Raw genomic sequence first — 16727 nt, 5'->3', positions numbered from 1 at the left:
ACCAGAGGAGGAGACATGCGGGAGACACCAGGCCCGAGAGAACCGGCCGGAACCGGACGCCGCCGCGGCGCCCGCCGCCGGCCCGCGCTGATCGCCGCGGCCGCCGCCACGGCGGGCCTCGCCGGCCTCGCCGCCGCCTGCGGATCGTCCGGCGCGTCCGCCGGGCTCACGGCCCAGAACGGCGCCACCGGCCACGGGCACGGCTCGCCCGCGCGCACACCGATCCAGCACGTCGTGGTGATCTACGGGGAGAACATCTCCTTCGACCACTACTTCGGCACCTATCCGCACGCCGCCAACACCGACGGGACACCGTTCCACCCCGCCAAGCACACCCCGAAGGTCAACGGCCTCACCAACAAGCTCCTGAAGCACAACCCCAACCAGTACAACCCGAAGCGGCTGTCCCCGTCCCAGGCGCTCACCTGCGACCAGGACCACGGCTACGCCTCGGAGCAGAAGGCCGTCAACGGCGGCAAGATGGACAAGTTCGTCGAGTTCACCGGCAAGGACAAGTGCACCGGGCAGCCGATCCTGTTCGGCGAGCCGGGCCTCGTCATGGACTACTTCGACGGCAACACCGTCACCGGCATGTGGAACTACGCCCAGAACTACGCCATGAGCGACAACTCGTGGGACGGGACGTTCGGGCCGTCCACCCCCGGCGCCATCAACCTCATCTCCGGGCAGACCCACGGCGTCTACGCCGTCGACCCGAAGACCCACAAGAAGGTCTCCGACGCCTACGCCGTCCAGTCCCCGGACGCCGACGGCATCGGCACCATGATCAACGACCCGGACCCGGCGTTCGACGACTGCTCCGACAACAACCACACCTCCACCAACGCCCTCGCCGTCATGACCGGCAAGAACGTCGGCGACCTGCTCAACGCCAAGAAGGTCACCTGGGGCTGGTTCCAGGGCGGCTTCCGGCCCACCGGCAAGGCGAACGGCTACGCCGTCTGCGGCGCCGCCCACGCCAACATCGGCAAGAACCAGGTCGTGGACTACAGCCCGCACCACGAGCCGTTCCAGTACTACAAGTCGACCGCGAACGAGAAGCACCTGCCGCCGTCGTCCGTCCAGGCCATCGGGCGCACCGACCAGGCCAACCACCAGTACGACCTGACCGACTTCGACGCCGCGCTCGCCGCGCACAACCTGCCGTCCGTCAGCTTCCTGAAGGCGGGCGAGTACCAGGACGGCCACGCCGGCTACTCCGACCCGATCGACGAGCAGAAGTTCGTCACCAGCACGATCAACAAGCTGCAGAAGTCGCCGGAGTGGAAGTCGACCGCCGTCGTCCTCGCCTATGACGACTCCGACGGCTGGTACGACCACGTCGCACCGCGCGTCACCAACGGCTCCGCCGACGCCGCGACCGACCAGCCGCTGTGCACCCGCGTCAAGGCGGCCGGCGGCTACCAGGACCGCTGCGGCCCGAGCCAGCGCCTGCCGATGCTGGTCATCTCCCCGTACGCCAAGGTCAACCACGTCGACCACCACCCGGTGGAGCAGGCGTCGGTGCTGCGGTTCATCGAGGACAACTGGGGCACCGGCCGCCTCGGCGACGCGTCCTTCGACGGCCGCGCGGGCAGCATCGAGGGCATGTTCGACTTCCGCCACCCCAAGGCCAAGCAGGTCATCCTCAACCCCGACACCGGAGCCGTCGTCAGCAAACACTGAACGAAGAACCCCCGCCACGGGCAGGCACGCGGAGCGAGTGCAGCGAGCGCAGCGGGCCTGCCCGGCGACGGACGGGCTGTTTCGCGCGGAGCTCTTGCGGAGCGGGAAACGGCCCGTCTGTCGTGACGGGGGGTTCCAGGGGGGTCGTCCCCCCTGGGAAATGACGGGCAGGCACGCGGAGCGAGCGCTAGCGAGCGCAGCGGGTCTGCCCGGCGACGGACGGGCTGTTTCGCGCGGAGCTCTTGCGGAGCGGGAAACGGCCCGTCCGTCGTGACGGGGTTCCAGGGAGTCGTCCCCCTGGAACCTACGCTTTGGCGGGGGTTCTTTCTTCGGTGTCGCCGGGGCGGTGGTCGGGGACGAAGCGGTAGCCGACGTTGCGGACGGTGCCGATCAGCGACTCGTACTCGGCGCCGAGCTTGGCGCGCAGGCGCCGGACGTGGACGTCCACGGTCCGGGTGCCGCCGAAGTAGTCGTAGCCCCACACCTCCTGCAGCAGCTGGGCGCGGGTGAAGACCCGGCCCGGGTGCTGCGCGAGGTACTTGAGCAGCTCGAACTCCTTGAACGTGAGGTCCAGGATCCGGCCGCGCAGGCGGGCGGTGTAGGTGGCCTCGTCGATGGTCAGCTCGCCGCTGCGGATCTCGCCGGGCACCTCGTCGGCCTCGGCGACCGCGGCGGCGCGGCCGACCGCGAGCCGCAGCCGCGCCTCGACCTCGGCGGGGCCGGCGGTCTGCAGCAGCATGTCGTCCAGGCCCCATTCGGAGCTGAGCGCCGCGAGGCCGCCTTCGGTCACGATGCCGAGCAGCGGGCAGTCAAGGCCGGTGGTGCGCAGCAGCCGGCACAGGCTCTTGGCCTGGACCAGGTCGCGCCGGGCGTCCACCAGCACGATGTCGGCGGGCGGCGCGTCGATCAGCGCGGACGCCTCGGCGGGCGCGACGCGCACCGAGTGCAGCAGCAGCCCGAGCGCGGGCAGGACCTCGTCGGACGGCTCCAGCGCGTTGGTCAGCAAGAGCAAGCTGCTCAAGGGCCCGCCTCCTCGTCCTAAAAGACGTAGGACCCAGGCGGCCCACCCTCCGAGCCCTTCCGGCGGCGGCCGTCGGCTCGGAGACGAGGCGGCCATGAAGGGTGTTGCGGATGAACTCCATGGCCTCGTCGCCCGGATCCCTCGTCCTGAGCATATCCGAGGTGTCGGCGGAGGCAATGGCCGCATGTCCGAGAGGCATGAGATCGTGGGAGCGTGGCCAGAGGGACGATGCGGTACTGGGCCGCGGCGAAGGCGGCTGCGGGGACGCACGAGGAGCCGTTCGACGCCGGCACGCTGGCGGAGGCGATCGAGGCGGCGCTGGCGCGCGACGGCCGGGGCGCGGACTTCGCGCGGGTCGTCGGGCGCAGCTCGTTCCTGATCGACGGGGACCCGGTGGGCGGCCGTCCGCACGGGTCGGTGGAGCTGCCGGAGGGCGGCGTGGTGGAGGTGCTGCCGCCCTTCGCGGGCGGCTGATCCCGGCAGGCCCCCGCGCCGGGGTGGCCTCACGGGGTGATCGGGGCGCGGGGTGAACTCATTCCGCAGTGCGACTCGACCGGGGCGTTTCGGGCATTAAGGTGTGGCGATCGCGCGTGCCGCCGCCCGAGGGAGAGAGATGCGCAAAGCACTGCTGGCGTTGCTGATCGTGGTCGCCATCGGCCTCGTCGTCGCCGACCGGGTCGGGGTCCGGATCGCGCAGGACCGGATCGCGCAGCAGGTCGCGGCGCAGTACGACCTGCCGCAGGAGCCCGATGTCACGATCCACGGGATCCCGTTCCTGACGCAGGTGGTCGGCGGCGAGTACGACCACATCACCGTGGACATCGGCGACTGGACGGAGCAGGGCGTCACCGTCTCGGACGTGACGGTGGACATGAGCGGGCTGAACGCGCCGCTGTCCGACGTGATCAACGGCGACACCACGAACATGACGGCCGGCACCGCCGCCGCCTCCGCGATCATCCCCTACGACGTGATCAAGAAGCAGGCGCCGAAGGAGGTCGAGAGCATCGGCCCGAAGGGGAACGACCTCGCGGTGGGCATGACCGGCAGCCTCCTCGGGGTCAAGGTGAACGGCACCGCGGTCGTGTCGGTGAAGCCGACGTCCAAGGGCATCGCGATCACGCCGGAGTCGGTGGGAGAGGGTGCGGCGCAGCTGCCGCTGACGCTGGTCCGGCAGCAGCTGACCTGGACGGTCCCGGTCAGGGACCTGCCCATCGGGGCGCGGATCAGCGGCATCCAGCCGACCGCCGGCGGGCTGAAGGTGACGGCGACCGCCCACGACGTGAACCTGAACGATCTTCAGCAGCAGCAGCAGAAATAGCCGCGCACCAGGTGAACCGGGGCGCGACCGGATCCGTGACAGGGATGTGGGTCCCACCGCGGATGAGGGTTTGCTGCGCGCCCTGTACAGCGAGCACGGCGGTCCCCTGCTGGGCTACGTCCTGCGGCTGACCGGCGGGGACCGGCCCCAGGCCGAGGACGTCGTGCAGGAGACGCTGCTGCGCGCCTGGCGGCACCCGGACGCGCTGGCGGGCCGTCCGGTCCGGCCGTGGCTGTTCACCGTCGCGCGCAACCTCGTGGTGGACGCGCACCGGGCGAAACGGGCGCGGCCCCCGGAGACGGGCATCGACGAGCAGCTGCTGACGACGCTCGCGGGCTCGGACGACATCGACCGGGCGCTGGAGTCGTGGACGGTCGCCGAGGCGCTCGCCGAGCTGACCCCGTCGCACCGGGCCGTGCTCGTGGAGACCTACTACCGCGGCCGGTCGGTCGCCGAGGCCGCCAAGGCGCTCGGCATCCCGCCCGGCACCGTGAAGTCCCGCACCTATTACGCACTGCGGGCGCTCAAACTCGCATTGGAGGAGCGGGGGTTGGCGCCATGAACGAATGCGCGGACGTGCGCACCGCGCTCGGCGTGTACGTGGTCGGCGCGATCGACCCGGCCGAGCGGGGACGGGTCGACGCGCACCTGGAGGGCTGCCCGGCGTGCCGGGACGAGCTGGCCGGGCTGGCGGGGCTGCCGGCGCTGCTCGGCCGGGTCGAGGAGGCGCAGCTGGAGCAGGTGGCCGGGCCGGGCCGGGAGGGGCCGGACCCGGAGCTCCTGGACGGCCTGCTGGCCCGCGCGGCCGAGCGGCGGAGGGGATGGCTCGGCCCGCTGGGGCGGCGGGCCGGCGGGCGGGGCCGCGTCGCCCGATGGGCCCCGCTCGCCGCCGCCGCGTGCCTGCTGCTGGTCGTGGGGGCGCTGTTCGGCGGGCTTCTGCTGCCGTCGGGGGACGGCGGCCGCACCGCGTCCCCGCCCACCGCGTCGGCCTCGCCGGACCCGGAGACCACCGTGACGCCGGCGGGCCGCGGCGAGCGGCTCGTCGCCGTCAACCCCGACAACAAGGTCAAAGGCGTCGTCTACCTGCAGCGCAAGGAGTGGGGCACGCAGGTCGAGCTGTACCTGTCGGGCGTGCCGAAGGGGGAGCACTGCCGGATGATGGTGATCGCCCGGGACGGGCGGCGCGACGCCATCGGCAGCTGGTCCGTCCCGTACGACCGCGGCTACGGCGACTACCACGGCTCGACGATGTTCCCGCGCGGCCAGCTCTACTCGTTCGAGATCGTCGGCCTGGACGGAAAGCCGCTGCTCACCATCCCGACGTAGGCCCGGATGCCCGCATAGGCTCGTCGCCGTGGAAGAAACGCGGCCGAGGGCGGGTTGCTCAGGATGATGACCGGAGTCTGGGTGGCCCTCGGGGTGCTGCTGGCGGCGACGGTGTTCGGCCTCGTCCGCCGGCGCCGCGACGGCGTGCTGCGCGCGGCACCGGGCGCCGGCGGCGACGGGCGGAAAGGCGGGGACGACCGGGTGGACGAGACCCTGCGAGCCGACGAGCTGGGCGTCGAGCTCGGCGCGAAGGCCACGCTCGTGCAGTTCTCCAGCGCGTTCTGCGCACCGTGCCGCACGACCCGGCGCGTCCTCGGCGAGGTCGCCGGGATGGTGGACGGCGTCGCGCACGTCGAGCTGGACGCCGAGGCGCACCTGGAGCTGGTGCGCCGGCTCAACGTGGTGCGGACGCCGACCGTCCTCGTCCTGGACGGGACGGGACGGATCGTCCGGCGCGCCGCCGGGGCGCCCCGCAAGGCCGACGTGATCGCCGCGCTCGGCGTCGCGATCCCGTGACCGGCGAGCGCGGCGGGCAGGGCCGCGCGGGCGCGCGTTTCGGGGCGCTGTCAAGACCCGCGGAGGGGGGATCAACCTGTGAGCCGTACCCGGATGACCTGCGATAAGACACATGTCACTGTCTCGGAAGGCGAGACGGATGTGACAGCGCGTGGATTGCGGCTTACCATCGAGTCCGTGCGTTACTGGACAGAGCAGATGCTCACGAAGCGTCGCGCGGTCGACTTCTGCCGCGTGGCCGCCTCGCTCTGTCGCACGGCCTGAGGCATCGAGCCCATCCGCCCCCGAGCTCTTCCGATTTCCACGCTCGTACGCACGCTTCCTCTCCGCCATGGAGCACCCCGATGCTGGTTGATCCGCGTGGGCCGCGCTTCAGCGCGTCCGTCACGACGGTCGTTCTCGTCGCGGTCCTGGTGACCGGAAGCGGGGCACTGCTCGCCGCTCAGGCCGTCGTGTTCGCCATCGGCGCGTTCCTCGGCCTCCGGTACGCCCCGTACGGGCTGGTGTTCAAAGCGCTGATCCGCCCCCGGCTCGCCCCTCCCGCGGAACTGGAGGACGCGGCCCCGCCCCGCTTCGCGCAGGGCGTCGGGTTCGTCTTCGCCGCGCTGGGGACGGCCGGATACGGGACGGGGATCACCTGGCTCGGCATCGGTGCCACCGCCCTCGCGCTGGCGGCGGCGTTCCTGAACGCGGCGTTCGGGTTCTGCCTCGGCTGCGAGATCCATCCGCTCTTCCGACGTATCACCGCGAAGATTCGCTCCGACAGGGAGGTTCCCGCATGAGCCGCTCCGACGTCCTGGTGGACACCGATTGGGTCGAGGCCCACCTGGACGACCCGGGCCTGGTCCTGGTCGAGGTGGACGAGGACGTGTCCGCCTACGACAAGGGCCACATCCGTGGCGCCGTCAAGATCGATTGGAAGACCGAGCTGCAGGACCCGGTGCGCCGCGACTTCGTGGACAAGACCGGCTTCGAGCAGCTGCTGTCGTCCAAGGGCATCGCCAACGACGACCTGGTGATCCTCTACGGCGGCAACAACAACTGGTTCGCCGCGTACGCGTACTGGTACTTCAAGCTGTACGGGCACGACAAGGTGAAGCTGCTCGACGGCGGCCGCAAGAAGTGGGAGCTGGACTCCCGCGAGCTGGTCGAGGACGTCCCGTCGCGTCCCCGCACCGACTACAAGGCCAAGGAGCAGGACCTCACGATCCGCGCGTTCCGCGACGAGGTCGTCGACGCGATCGGCAGCAAGAACCTGATCGACGTCCGGTCCCCGGACGAGTTCAGCGGCAAGCTGCTCGCCCCGGCGCACCTGCCGCAGGAGCAGTCGCAGCGGGCCGGCCACGTGCCGACCGCGCGCAGCATCCCGTGGTCGAAGGCGGCCAACGACGACGGCACGTTCAAGTCCGACGACGAGCTCCGCGAGCTGTACACCGAGGCCGGCGTCGACCTGAACAAGGACACGATCGCCTACTGCCGGATCGGTGAGCGCTCGTCGCACACCTGGTTCGCGCTGCGCGAGCTGCTCGGCCTGCCGAACGTCAAGAACTACGACGGTTCGTGGACCGAGTACGGCTCGCTGGTCGGCGTGCCCATCGAGCTCGGCGACCCCAAGTAACACGAGCTGGACCCCACCGCCGCCGGCGGAACGAATCTTTTCCGTGTGCACGGAGATGGAGGAGCAATGACCCAGGGCTGCGCAGCGCCGGAGCAGACGGCGCACCTTCCCGCGACCGTCGACCTGGCCAACGAGGCCGTCATCCAGGGCACCGTCACCCGTGACGGCGCGCCCGTGTCCAGCGCGTACGCGCGCCTGCTCGACTCGACCGGCGAGTTCACCGCCGAGGTCGTCACCGGTGAGGAGGGCGTGTTCCGCTTCTTCGCCGCCGACGGCGACTGGACGGTGCGGGTGCTGGCCGCGGGCGGGGTGAGCGTCGACAACGCGGTCACCGCGAAGACCGGCGAGGTCGCCGCGCTCCAGGTGGCCATCTGATCGCACGATCGCCGAACCCCGCCGTCCCGGTCCGTCCGGGGCGGCGGGGTTCGCCGTTTCCCCGGGCGGCGGTCTCCCCGGGGCGGTTTCTCCGGGCGGCGGGCCGGGCCGCGACGGCCTGGGGCCGGCGAGGGGCCGCGGGGTAGCATCGGCGCGATGTTCGCACTGTCCGCCCGGTCGCCGCTGCTGCTGCCGTGGGCCGCGCTCAAGCTCGCGGGACGGTTCGTCCTGCCGCTGACGCTGTGGTTCACCGCCGGGCGGCTGCTGCGGTACGGCGCCCTGTACGGCGGATACCGGCTCGGCGCGATGAAGGGCACCGCCGGGACGGTCGCGCCGCTCGTCACCGTCGGGCTGCTGGTGATGATCACGCTGGCGACGGCGGTGCTGATGGTGCACTGCGTCCGCGAGGGCCTGGACGTGGTGCACGCCCGCGAGGCCGACGGCGACCTGACGCCCTGGGCGGTCGGCAACGACGAGTCGGTGGTCGGCGCGATGGCGCGGGCCGCGCTCCCGTTCGTCGTCTTCTACCTGGCGTGGGGGCTGCAGACCGAGGACGCCCGCGAGTTCGCCGACATGGCGGCCGGCCGCGGCTTCGCCGAGGGCGGCTTCCAGGGCCAGCTCAAGGGCATGGGCATGCTGATCTCGCTGGAGAAGCACGTCGTGCTCGCGGTCGGCATCACCGTCGCGTTCTTCGTGCTCAAGACGCTGGTGGAGTGGCTGCTGGAGGAGCGCCTCGGCCGCTCGGCGGGCGCGCTGATGGCCTTCCTGGAGATCAACTTCACGCTGTTCGGCATCTTCACCATCGACCACCTGCGCGGCGAAGCGGCCGACTGGATCACCGGCCGGCAGGCCTGGCAGTGGCTCGACGGCGCCGCCGGACCCGTCCTGGACCTGTGGCCGCCGTTCAAGGACGCGGTGCTCGGCGCGCTGATCTGGCTGGTCATCGCCGGGGTGATCCTCGGCCTGGACGCCGCCGACGAGCGGGTCGTGCTCGGCCGCGGCCGCGCGGCGCGGCGGCTCGCGGCGGCCGGCGGGATCGAGCGGCAGGGCAGCGTCCGGGAGGTGCTGACCCGCGGGTTCCGGGAGATGTGGCTGCCCGCCTGGTACGGGCTGCGGCTCGTCCGCCGGTCCGGGATGCTGCCGTTCGCGGTGTTCTGCCTGCTGTTCTCCGCGCTGGACGTGGGCCGCGACGCGTCCCGCCGGTGGGTCTACCAGCTCCTCGGCCCGCACGAGGTGACCTGGTGGATGCCGCGGCTGCCGCTGGTCGACTTCGGCACCGGCCTGGTCTTCGAGATCCTGCGGATCTGCCTGCTCGCGGCGGCGTTCAACCTGGTGATGGCGCGGGTCACGGCGCGAAACGCAGCGAAGGCAGTGGCGTCCCCGGCTTCCGTGACGCCTTCGGCGCCTGCACCTTCAGCGCCAGGGCCGCCGCCAAGGTCCGGGGCACCGTCCCCCGGACGGTGAGGCGGCCGGCGGTGCCCGCGCGCGGCGTCCCGGCCACGAGGCCGGTCGCCGACCAGCTGCGGCCGCCGCCGTCGGTGAAGGTGTAGCCGACGCCGTAGGAGCCGATCGCCTTCGCGGCGGCCGCGTCGCCGGGGCGTACCGCGAGGACGACCTGCAGCTGCGTGACGGTGTCGTCCTTCGGTTTCGTGCCGAACGACGGCGGCGCGGTCGCCTGCCGCGCGACGACCTTCCACTGCGCGCCCATCAGCGTGCCGGTCGCGCCCTGCGGGACGTCCGTCACCTTCTCCGGCGGCTTCAGGCTCTTCTGGACGCTGTCGGTCTCGTCCGTCCATTTCAGGACAAGGAAGGCGGGCAGCAGGGCGGTCAGCGCGAGCGCCTGGATGACGCGCCGGTCGCGGGGGCGCAGCCGCGGCCGTGTCCGCGACGTCCGCGGGGGGATCGGCGGCAGATCGGGGTTGGTCCGCTCCGGGTCGTCGAACGCGGGGCCGGCGGTCGTCACGAGGCCGCCTGCGGGTCGAAGCGGTCGACGGCGCCGCGCAGCAGCGCCCGCGCCCGGGACGCGCCGATCCCGAGGTCGATGTCGGCTTCGGCGGACAGCTGGGGCAGCAGGCCGCCCGTCCCGACGACGAGGTGCGCTCCGCGCAGCCGCCGCTTCGGCAGCTCGAACAGCAGCGTCCCGGGCGCCCAGATCATCGGCTGCATGTCGGGGATGGTGCTCGTCGTCCCGGACCGCGGGTCGTAGCGGTAGCTGTAGCCGCCGGGCGTCTCCAGTACCGCCGTGCCGAGCCGGAGCGGTTCGCGCTCGCTCTTCACCCGGATCCGGACGGCGAGGTAGATGCCCTCGGTGCCGATCGGCGGCTCGTTCCCGAAGCTCAGCCCGTTCGCCAGCGACCGTGCCGCCCGCACGTCCTCGACGCGGACGCTGAACATGCGGTTGGTAACGGTCTGCCCGATCTTCCCGTCGTTGCGGAGCGGGTCCAGCTCCTTGGCGTCCACCTTCGGCCGCATCGTGTGCACCCACATCGCCGCGACGAGCAGACCGGTCCCGATGACCGCGGTACCGCCGCGCACCAGCAGCTCGCGCCCGTTCATCAGGGGCTCGCGGTGGGCCGGGGCAGCGCCGGGCGGGTGCGCTGCGCGGGCGGGCGGGCCGTTCCCGTGGGCCGCGCCGTTGCCGTCGGATGTGCCGCCTGCGTCGGGAACAGCGTCGGGGTCGGTGCGGGAGTGGCGGCGGGGGCCGCGGCGGCGACCGGGAGGGTCATCCTCGCGGCGAGCTTTCCGTCCTCCTTGTCGGGCAGCCAGTTGTAGCTGACGTCGGTGAACCCCGTCCGGTACTCCCATTTGCGCAGGCCGATGGTGAACCGGCGGGGCGCGTCCGCCGGCCCCGCCTTCCACATCGCGGACGCCTCGACGGGCAGGCCCGGCTGCACCGTGTCCGTCTTCGCGCCGCCCGCGAGGCCCTCGACCTGGTCGGGCTCCAGCCACTTGCCGGCCTTGGTGCGCGCGGCGAGGCCGTCCGTCAGCCCGCCGTCGCCGAGCGACTCGGTCTCCTTGCCGTTGTTGACCACCCGCATCCGGACGATCAGGTACCGCTTCGGGTCGCTGTCGAACACGCCCTTGACCAGGCCGATCCGCGCGTCCCGGACCGTCACGGTGAACAGGCCGACGTTCAGCGCCTTGCCGGGCTTCTCGACGGGCTGCTTCGGCGCCTCCGCGAAACCGCCCGCGGCCCACGTCACCGCCGCCGCGACGGCGACCGCGCACGCCACGCCGGCGGGGACCAGCCGGCGCCTCGCGGACGCGCGGCCCCCGCCCTCGCCGGACGGCTCCCCCGGGCGCGGCCCGCCGGGAGACGGGGGGACCGGCCCGCCGGGAGGCGGAGGGACCGGGGCGGTGGACTGCACCCGCCGAATGCTAGTACGGCGGCCGCCGCGTCTAAGCTCCTCGGATGGCGTACAGAATCCGCTTCGTCCCGGTGCTGCCCGTTCTCATGATCATCGCCGGCGTCGTCGCGGCGCCGCTCGTCGTCGCCGGGATGTTCATGGCGGAGATGCACGCCTGGCAGGCCGTGCTCGGCATCCTGTTCTGGGTCGTGGTCGTCCTGTGGCTGGTCGGCGGCGGCGTCGCGCGGCTGCGCCGGATGGCCCGCAGCGGATGGACGGCGCTCGCCGTCGAGCCGGAGGGCGTCCGGATCGGCGCGCGCCCCGGCGCCGGCCCGCAGTTCTTCCCCTGGTCGGACGTGGACGCGATCGTCTGCTTCGACGTCCCGCGGATCGTCCGCCGGGCGCCGATCCGCCACCTCGGCGTCAGCCTGCGGGACGGTGCGCCGGGCGGTGTCGCCGAGTTCGAGGAGCGGCTCGCCGCGGCGCGCGCGGGGTCCGGGGCGTCCGGCACCGACCGCGAGACCTTCGACCACATGGCGCGCAAGCTCGCCGATGGCGCGTTCCCCCGCGAGCACGCGGTCAGCGCGTACGTGCGGCGGCGCGACTGGTGGCTGAACCGGAACGCGCTGGAACGCGCCCTGGAGAACCTGGCGCCGGGCGTCCCGCTGGTCGACCTGGAAGCCGACCGCCCGCCGCACGAATGGCTCGACGACCGGGCGCGGCTGGCCGCCCTGGAGGTGGACCGTCCCCGCGGCGTCCGGTCGGAATGATGAACACGGCGTGGCGACGCGGTGGATCTTTGTTGTAATGTCCGGATCCGGTCACCCGTCCGGAAGAGAAGTGCATGGACCCGATCGACCCGAACATGCCCCCCGCCATCGCCGACCCCGAGAAGTGGCTCCGCGACCAGCAGCAGTGGGCCGCCGCCATGAAGGAGCGCGCCGACCGCGCCCAGCAGGAACTGGCCGGGAACACCACGACGCTGACCAGCCGCGACCACGCGGTCACCGTCACCGTGAATCCCGGCGGCGTGCTGCTCGACCTGCGGTTGTCCCCGCACGCCGACCGGATGAGCGGCGCCCAGCTCACCGCGTCGATCATGGAGACCTACCGGAAGGCGTGCGGCCGCGGCGCCGCCCGCACCGTAGAGATCATGTCCGAGGTCGTCGGCGAGGACTCCGAGGCCATGGACTTCCTGCGCGCCGCCCTGCCGCCCGCCGACGAGGACGACGAACAGGACCGCCCGCGCTGGTGACCTTGGCGCCCGCCCGCGCCGTGGCAGTGCAGTGCCCATCCCGCGCTCACCGTCACCGGCGTCCACCCCCGGCACGCGAAGGAGCTCCGCCCCATGGGCCAGAACGGTTTCGAAGTGGAGAGGTCCGCGCTCGACACGCACGCGGGCAAGGTCGACCACGTCGCAGGACGCGTCGACAAGGCGAACCAGGCCGCCGCCCAGTCCACGCTCGGCGGTTGGCAGATGTACGGGGCCCTCTGCTCCCCGCTCATCGAGCCCGTGCTCGCCGGCCTGTTCGGCGACTCCGACGACATGGTGAAGAAGGCCGCCGAACTCGGCCGCTCGATGGCCACCGGGCTGCGCAGCAGCAAGCAGAACTACGAGGCGGTCGAGCAGGCCATCGAGGCGCTCACGAAGCAGGCCCGATGACCACCCCCAACGACCTGGTCGCGCAGCCGGAGGGGCAGAAGCGGTTCGAGGGCGCCGGCCTCGCCGACAGCGTCGACGGCCTCATCGCCGACATCGGCGAGAACAAGAACTGGGAGACCCTCGCCGTCGACGGCCTCGCCGTCGGCCTCGACGCCCTCGGCATCGCCCTCGACCCGCTCGGCGCCATCCTCAGCGCCGGCGTCGGCTGGCTGCTCGAGCACATCGCGTTCCTTCGCGAGCCGCTCGAGGTGCTCACCGGCGACCCCAAGCAGATCCAGGCGCTGTCGAAGACCTGGTCCAACGTCGCGACCGAGCTGATGGGCGCCGCGAACGACTACTCCGACGCCATCGGCGACATCGCCGCCTGGGACGGCGACGCGGCCGCCGCGTACCGCAAGACCGCCAAGGAGTACGTCGGCGCGCTGGACGCCGTCGCGCAGACCGCGCAGCACACCTCGCAGGGCATCGCCGTCGCCGGCCAGGTCGTCGCCGTCGAGCGCGCGTTCGTGTTCGCGGCGATCTCCGAATGGGTCGGCAAGGTCATCTCCAAGGCGCTGCTCGCCCTCGCGACCTCGGTGTTCACCTTCGGCGGCTCGCTCGGCTTCTTCATCGCCAGCGTCGTCGGCGACGCGATCACGCTGTTCGCCCGGCTCGGCAAGCGCCTCGCGCGGCTGCTGCAGGTCATCCGCCGGTTCGTGGACCGCTTCAGCGGCACCAGCGCCCGCGCCGCCGACGCCGCCGCCGCGCTCGGCCGCCGCGGCGACCAGATCAACCGCTGGGCCGACCCGAAGATCAACGGCTCGAATGTCGCGGAGGTCATGTTCACGCCCGCCGCGTACCGCCGCTACACCGAGGCCATGGACGGCTCGTTCGTCGGCCAGACCGCCAACGTCGCGGGGAGCCTGTGGGCCCGCACCGGCGCGGAGGCCGCCAAGTCGGCCCGCGACTTCGGCGACGGCATGGACGACGGCCACTACACCTCATGACCGCGACCGCCGCCACTACGCTGCCGGTGTGACGGAGTTCATCGACTATGGGCGGTTCGCGGAGCGGTTCGCGGAGCGGTTCGCGGAGCGGCTCGCGGAGCGGCTCGCGGAGCGGTTCGCGGAGCGGCTCGCTGGGTCGCGCCCGCGCTGGGACCTGCTGCGCGAGTTCCAGGACGAATGGGGCAACACGGTGCCCGCCGGAACCGAGCCGTGGCCGAAATGGTCGGAGGCCGAGCACCGCGCCTACGTCCGCTCGCTCCGCGATTGGTGGACCGGCGAGGAGGAGGACCCCTTCGAGGGCGTCGACCGGACGCTGCCCGTCCCTGTGGCGCTGGACGAATGGTTGGGACCTGCCGTTCAACTCCTTCACCCACTCGCCCCGGCTGTACTGGACGAACCCCGAGTACCCGCCGACGCTGCGGCCCGACCCGTCCGGCTACGGCGTCGCGGAAGGACTGCCGGAGCCGAACCCGTTCGTCGAACCCGGCGGTGACCTGCGGCTCTGCTGCTTCATGGCCGAGTACGAGTACTGCAACGAGTGGGCGTACCTCGCCTCGGAGGCCGGCCACGACGACCCGCGCGTGCTCGTCAGCGTCGGTGAGGACGAATGGGCGTTGCAGGCACGGTCCATCTCCGAGTTCTTCGTGCTGCTCGCCGCCGTACGGCTGCCGTCCCACTTCGGCTGGAGCGTCCAGCTCATCGACGACGACTTCCCGGACGGTGCGGCGCCGCGTGAGCGCATCGAGGCGGCGTACTGTCCGATGGGCTTCCAGAACTGGCGGGAGCTCGGCGCCGACTCCGCCCTGTTCGGCGGGCCCGACGTGATCGTCCGGCACGACACCGGCATGGCCGACTTCTCCGTCGAGATCAGCGGCCGTACCCGGGAGGCCCTCGCCGCCGCGGCCGGGACACTCGGCTGGACATGGGACGAGGCGGCCGTCGAACCGCCGAACAAGGACGCGGAGCCCTGACCGGCGGGATCGCCGGAGGCGTGGGGAGCGCTGGAGACGCTGGAGGCGCGGGAGGTGCTGGAGGTACGGGAGGTACGGGAGGTGCTGGAGGCGCGGGAGGTGCTGGAGGTACTGGAGGTACGGGAGGTGTTGGAGGCGCGGAAGGTGCGGGGAGTGTTGAAGGCGCGGTGAGCGCCGGTAACGGCGCTGAGAGTGCCGGTAACGGCGGTGGATCGTCTAGAGTCATGGCGTTCGCACGGTTTCAGGAGAGATGGGGAATGCGCGGAGCGGGACTCGTGGCCGGCGCCACCGGCCTGGCCCTGACCACGGCACTCGTGCTCGCCCCGGCCGCGTCCGCCGCCCCCGGCGACCGGCCGGACACCGCACCGACCACCAAGGCGCCGGCCACCAAGAAGCCGGCGCCGAAGAAGTCGTCGGAGCCCAAGCAGCAGGCACCTTCCGGCGGGCAGTGCAACAAGCCGAGCGGCCAGCCCGCCTCGGCGATCACCCAGCAGCCCTGGGCCCAGCGGCGGCTCGACTTCGAGCAGGCATGGCCGATCACCCGCGGCGCCGGCGTGACCGTCGCCGTCGTCGACAGCGGCATCGAGGCCGCCCACCCGCAGCTCAAGGGCAAGATCGCGGGCAGTTTCGACGCGACGCACACCACCCCCACCGACTGCTACGGGCACGGCACCGAGGTCGCCGGCATCATCGCCGCGTCCGACCAGCGCCGCCGCAACGTCCCGTTCGTCGGGGTCGCGCCGCAGGTGAAGCTGCTGGACGCCAAGTTCACCACCGGCGAGAGCACCGACGACAACACGCTGCTGCCGAAGGCCATCGAATGGGCCGCCGAGCACGGCGCGAACGTCATCAACGTGTCGGCGCGCGCTCCCGACACCACGCTGCTGCGCCAGGCCGTCCAGGTGGCGAAGAAGCACGATGTGCTGATCGTCGCCGCCGCGGGCAACGTCGACAAGGACGAGCGCGGCAAGGAGAGCGCCGGATACCCGGCCAACTACCCGGGCGTGCTGTCCGTCGCCGCGGTCGACGAGAGCGGGACGATCTCCGACTTCTCCAACCACAAGACGCGCATCGACGTCTCCGCGCCGGGTCAGGACATCATCTCGACCGTCGGCACCGGGTACATCGGCGGCCAGCAGGGCACCAGCTTCAGCGCCCCCTACGCCGCCGGAGTCGCCGCGCTCGTCAGGTCGCGGTACCCCAAGCTGAACTACCAGCAGGTCATCAACCGGATCCTGATCACCGCGGAGGGCGGTAACGGGCAGGGCAGCGGGTACGGGATGATCAGCCCGCTGCAGGCGGTGTCGGCCGTGCTCGACGCGAACGCCAAGCCCGGGCAGGCGTCCGCCGCCCGCCCGCTGAGCGGTCCCGTTCCCATCGCGCACGCCGCGCCCGTCGACCACCGCACCCGCAACATCGGCCTCGGCATCGCCGGCGGCGCGCTCGGCCTCACCGTTCTGGTGGCTTTCGGCGGCGCCGTCATCCCGATGGGACGACGGCGAGGCTGGAAACCCGGCCGCATCCCGGCCCTCCCGACCGGCGAAAACCGCGACTAGTCTTTTCGTGGCTTTCTTTCTCGGGTGTGCAGTGGTGTGAGTTCGTCCGGGTTATTTGCGGCCGGCCGTGCTCGGTGGTTGTTGGAGCGTCTTCAAGGCTATCCGGGCGTTCTTTCGGGGTGTTTGGGTGTTTTTCTGAGGTGTTCGGGCGTTTTTCCGGGCGTTCGGGTTTCTTTCAAGAGGGTGTTGCTTGATTGGTGGGAGGGGTGTTCGGGTGGTGGGGTGGCGCTTGCGTACGGGGCCGCCCCTCCAAAGTCAAGGGCGCCTTCGGCGTCGCTTCGCGATGGACTTCGTCCACCCTTGACTCAATGCCACTTAGTTAGGCTGCTGGGTAGATGATC

The 16727-nt window shown here is 71.9% G+C and carries 22 protein-coding genes; 18 read left to right on the top strand and 4 right to left on the bottom strand.

Annotated features, from left to right (window positions below; all coding sequences use genetic code 11):
• Window positions 1-15: 15 nt before the first annotated feature.
• Window positions 16-1686, top strand: a complete 1671-nt coding sequence (locus F8568_RS29910) for a phospholipase C (protein ID WP_151597045.1) — start codon at window positions 16-18, stop codon at window positions 1684-1686.
• Between the two features lie 304 nt (window positions 1687-1990).
• On the opposite strand, the gene F8568_RS29905 is transcribed toward F8568_RS29910, so the two are convergent.
• Entirely contained in the window at window positions 1991-2707 is a 717-nt protein-coding gene (locus tag F8568_RS29905) for a winged helix-turn-helix transcriptional regulator (RefSeq protein WP_151597044.1), read from the bottom strand.
• A gap of 213 nt (window positions 2708-2920) precedes the next feature.
• On the opposite strand from F8568_RS29905, the gene F8568_RS29900 reads away from it, so the two are divergent.
• From F8568_RS29900 to F8568_RS29860, 10 genes are all read left to right on the top strand, one after another.
• Complete coding sequence (locus F8568_RS29900; protein WP_151597043.1) at window positions 2921-3181, top strand: MoaD/ThiS family protein; 261 nt, start codon at window positions 2921-2923, stop codon at window positions 3179-3181.
• 139 nt (window positions 3182-3320) lie between these two features.
• The gene (locus F8568_RS29895) at window positions 3321-4028 is read left to right on the top strand and encodes an LmeA family phospholipid-binding protein (protein ID WP_151597042.1); all 708 of its coding nucleotides are present in this window, start codon (window positions 3321-3323) and stop codon (window positions 4026-4028) included.
• Window positions 4029-4059: 31 nt separating this feature from the next.
• Window positions 4060-4590: a sigma-70 family RNA polymerase sigma factor gene (locus F8568_RS29890; protein WP_151597041.1), complete on the top strand. Its 531-nt coding sequence runs from the start codon at window positions 4060-4062 to the stop codon at window positions 4588-4590.
• Entirely contained in the window at window positions 4587-5354 is a 768-nt protein-coding gene (locus tag F8568_RS29885) for an anti-sigma factor family protein (protein ID WP_151597040.1), read from the top strand. Before F8568_RS29890 ends, F8568_RS29885 begins: the two co-directional genes overlap by 4 nt.
• Window positions 5355-5417: 63 nt before the next feature.
• Entirely contained in the window at window positions 5418-5870 is a 453-nt protein-coding gene (locus F8568_RS29880; RefSeq protein ID WP_328601082.1) for a thioredoxin family protein, read from the top strand.
• Window positions 5871-5963: 93 nt separating this feature from the next.
• On the top strand, window positions 5964-6134 hold the full coding sequence (locus tag F8568_RS51165) for a putative leader peptide (protein WP_407924496.1): 171 nt from the start codon (window positions 5964-5966) through the stop codon (window positions 6132-6134).
• A gap of 80 nt (window positions 6135-6214) precedes the next feature.
• The gene (locus F8568_RS29875) at window positions 6215-6652 is read left to right on the top strand and encodes a DUF4395 domain-containing protein (RefSeq protein WP_151597039.1); all 438 of its coding nucleotides are present in this window, start codon (window positions 6215-6217) and stop codon (window positions 6650-6652) included.
• Window positions 6649-7488, top strand: coding sequence for a sulfurtransferase (locus F8568_RS29870; RefSeq protein ID WP_151597038.1), 840 nt, complete (start codon window positions 6649-6651; stop codon window positions 7486-7488). Before F8568_RS29875 ends, F8568_RS29870 begins: the two co-directional genes overlap by 4 nt.
• 66 nt (window positions 7489-7554) lie before the next feature.
• Entirely contained in the window at window positions 7555-7863 is a 309-nt protein-coding gene (locus F8568_RS29865; RefSeq protein WP_151597037.1) for a DUF1416 domain-containing protein, read from the top strand.
• 156 nt (window positions 7864-8019) lie between these two features.
• Window positions 8020-9327, top strand: coding sequence for a hypothetical protein (locus F8568_RS29860; RefSeq protein ID WP_151597036.1), 1308 nt, complete (start codon window positions 8020-8022; stop codon window positions 9325-9327).
• Here the strand turns inward: F8568_RS29860 and F8568_RS29855 are convergent.
• Genes F8568_RS29855 through F8568_RS29845 form a run of 3 tightly spaced genes read right to left on the bottom strand, consistent with a single transcriptional unit; the run spans window position 9209 to window position 11231 of the window.
• The gene (locus F8568_RS29855; protein WP_151597035.1) at window positions 9209-9826 is read right to left on the bottom strand and encodes a hypothetical protein; all 618 of its coding nucleotides are present in this window, start codon (window positions 9824-9826) and stop codon (window positions 9209-9211) included. The two genes, F8568_RS29860 and F8568_RS29855, sit on opposite strands and share 119 nt — an antisense overlap.
• Window positions 9823-10419: a hypothetical protein gene (locus F8568_RS29850; RefSeq protein WP_151597034.1), complete on the bottom strand. Its 597-nt coding sequence runs from the start codon at window positions 10417-10419 to the stop codon at window positions 9823-9825. The genes F8568_RS29855 and F8568_RS29850 overlap by 4 nt, the downstream gene beginning before the upstream one ends.
• Window positions 10419-11231 carry a hypothetical protein gene (locus tag F8568_RS29845; RefSeq protein ID WP_151597033.1) on the bottom strand — a complete coding sequence of 271 codons (813 nt, stop codon included), beginning with the start codon at window positions 11229-11231 and terminating at the stop codon, window positions 10419-10421. The genes F8568_RS29850 and F8568_RS29845 overlap by 1 nt, the downstream gene beginning before the upstream one ends.
• Window positions 11232-11275: 44 nt before the next feature.
• On the opposite strand from F8568_RS29845, the gene F8568_RS29840 reads away from it, so the two are divergent.
• From F8568_RS29840 to F8568_RS29810, 7 genes are all read left to right on the top strand, one after another.
• The gene (locus F8568_RS29840; protein ID WP_151597032.1) at window positions 11276-11980 is read left to right on the top strand and encodes a hypothetical protein; all 705 of its coding nucleotides are present in this window, start codon (window positions 11276-11278) and stop codon (window positions 11978-11980) included.
• Between the two features lie 74 nt (window positions 11981-12054).
• On the top strand, window positions 12055-12465 hold the full coding sequence (locus tag F8568_RS29835) for a YbaB/EbfC family nucleoid-associated protein (RefSeq protein ID WP_151597031.1): 411 nt from the start codon (window positions 12055-12057) through the stop codon (window positions 12463-12465).
• A gap of 93 nt (window positions 12466-12558) precedes the next feature.
• Window positions 12559-12873: a type VII secretion target gene (locus F8568_RS29830; RefSeq protein WP_151597030.1), complete on the top strand. Its 315-nt coding sequence runs from the start codon at window positions 12559-12561 to the stop codon at window positions 12871-12873.
• Window positions 12870-13859, top strand: coding sequence for a WXG100-like domain-containing protein (locus F8568_RS29825; RefSeq protein WP_160573799.1), 990 nt, complete (start codon window positions 12870-12872; stop codon window positions 13857-13859). The genes F8568_RS29830 and F8568_RS29825 overlap by 4 nt, the downstream gene beginning before the upstream one ends.
• Window positions 13860-13887: 28 nt before the next feature.
• Window positions 13888-14352, top strand: coding sequence for a hypothetical protein (locus F8568_RS29820; RefSeq protein WP_160573798.1), 465 nt, complete (start codon window positions 13888-13890; stop codon window positions 14350-14352).
• Window positions 14353-14371: 19 nt separating this feature from the next.
• Window positions 14372-14830: a hypothetical protein gene (locus F8568_RS29815; RefSeq protein WP_151597028.1), complete on the top strand. Its 459-nt coding sequence runs from the start codon at window positions 14372-14374 to the stop codon at window positions 14828-14830.
• A 257-nt stretch (window positions 14831-15087) separates the two neighbouring features.
• Window positions 15088-16386: a S8 family peptidase gene (locus F8568_RS29810; protein WP_160573797.1), complete on the top strand. Its 1299-nt coding sequence runs from the start codon at window positions 15088-15090 to the stop codon at window positions 16384-16386.
• Window positions 16387-16727: the final 341 nt, after the last annotated feature.

Source organism: Actinomadura physcomitrii (assembly GCF_008923205.2).
Classification (GTDB): domain Bacteria; phylum Actinomycetota; class Actinomycetes; order Streptosporangiales; family Streptosporangiaceae; genus Spirillospora; species Spirillospora physcomitrii.
This window is presented reverse-complemented; position numbering and strand designations above follow the sequence as displayed.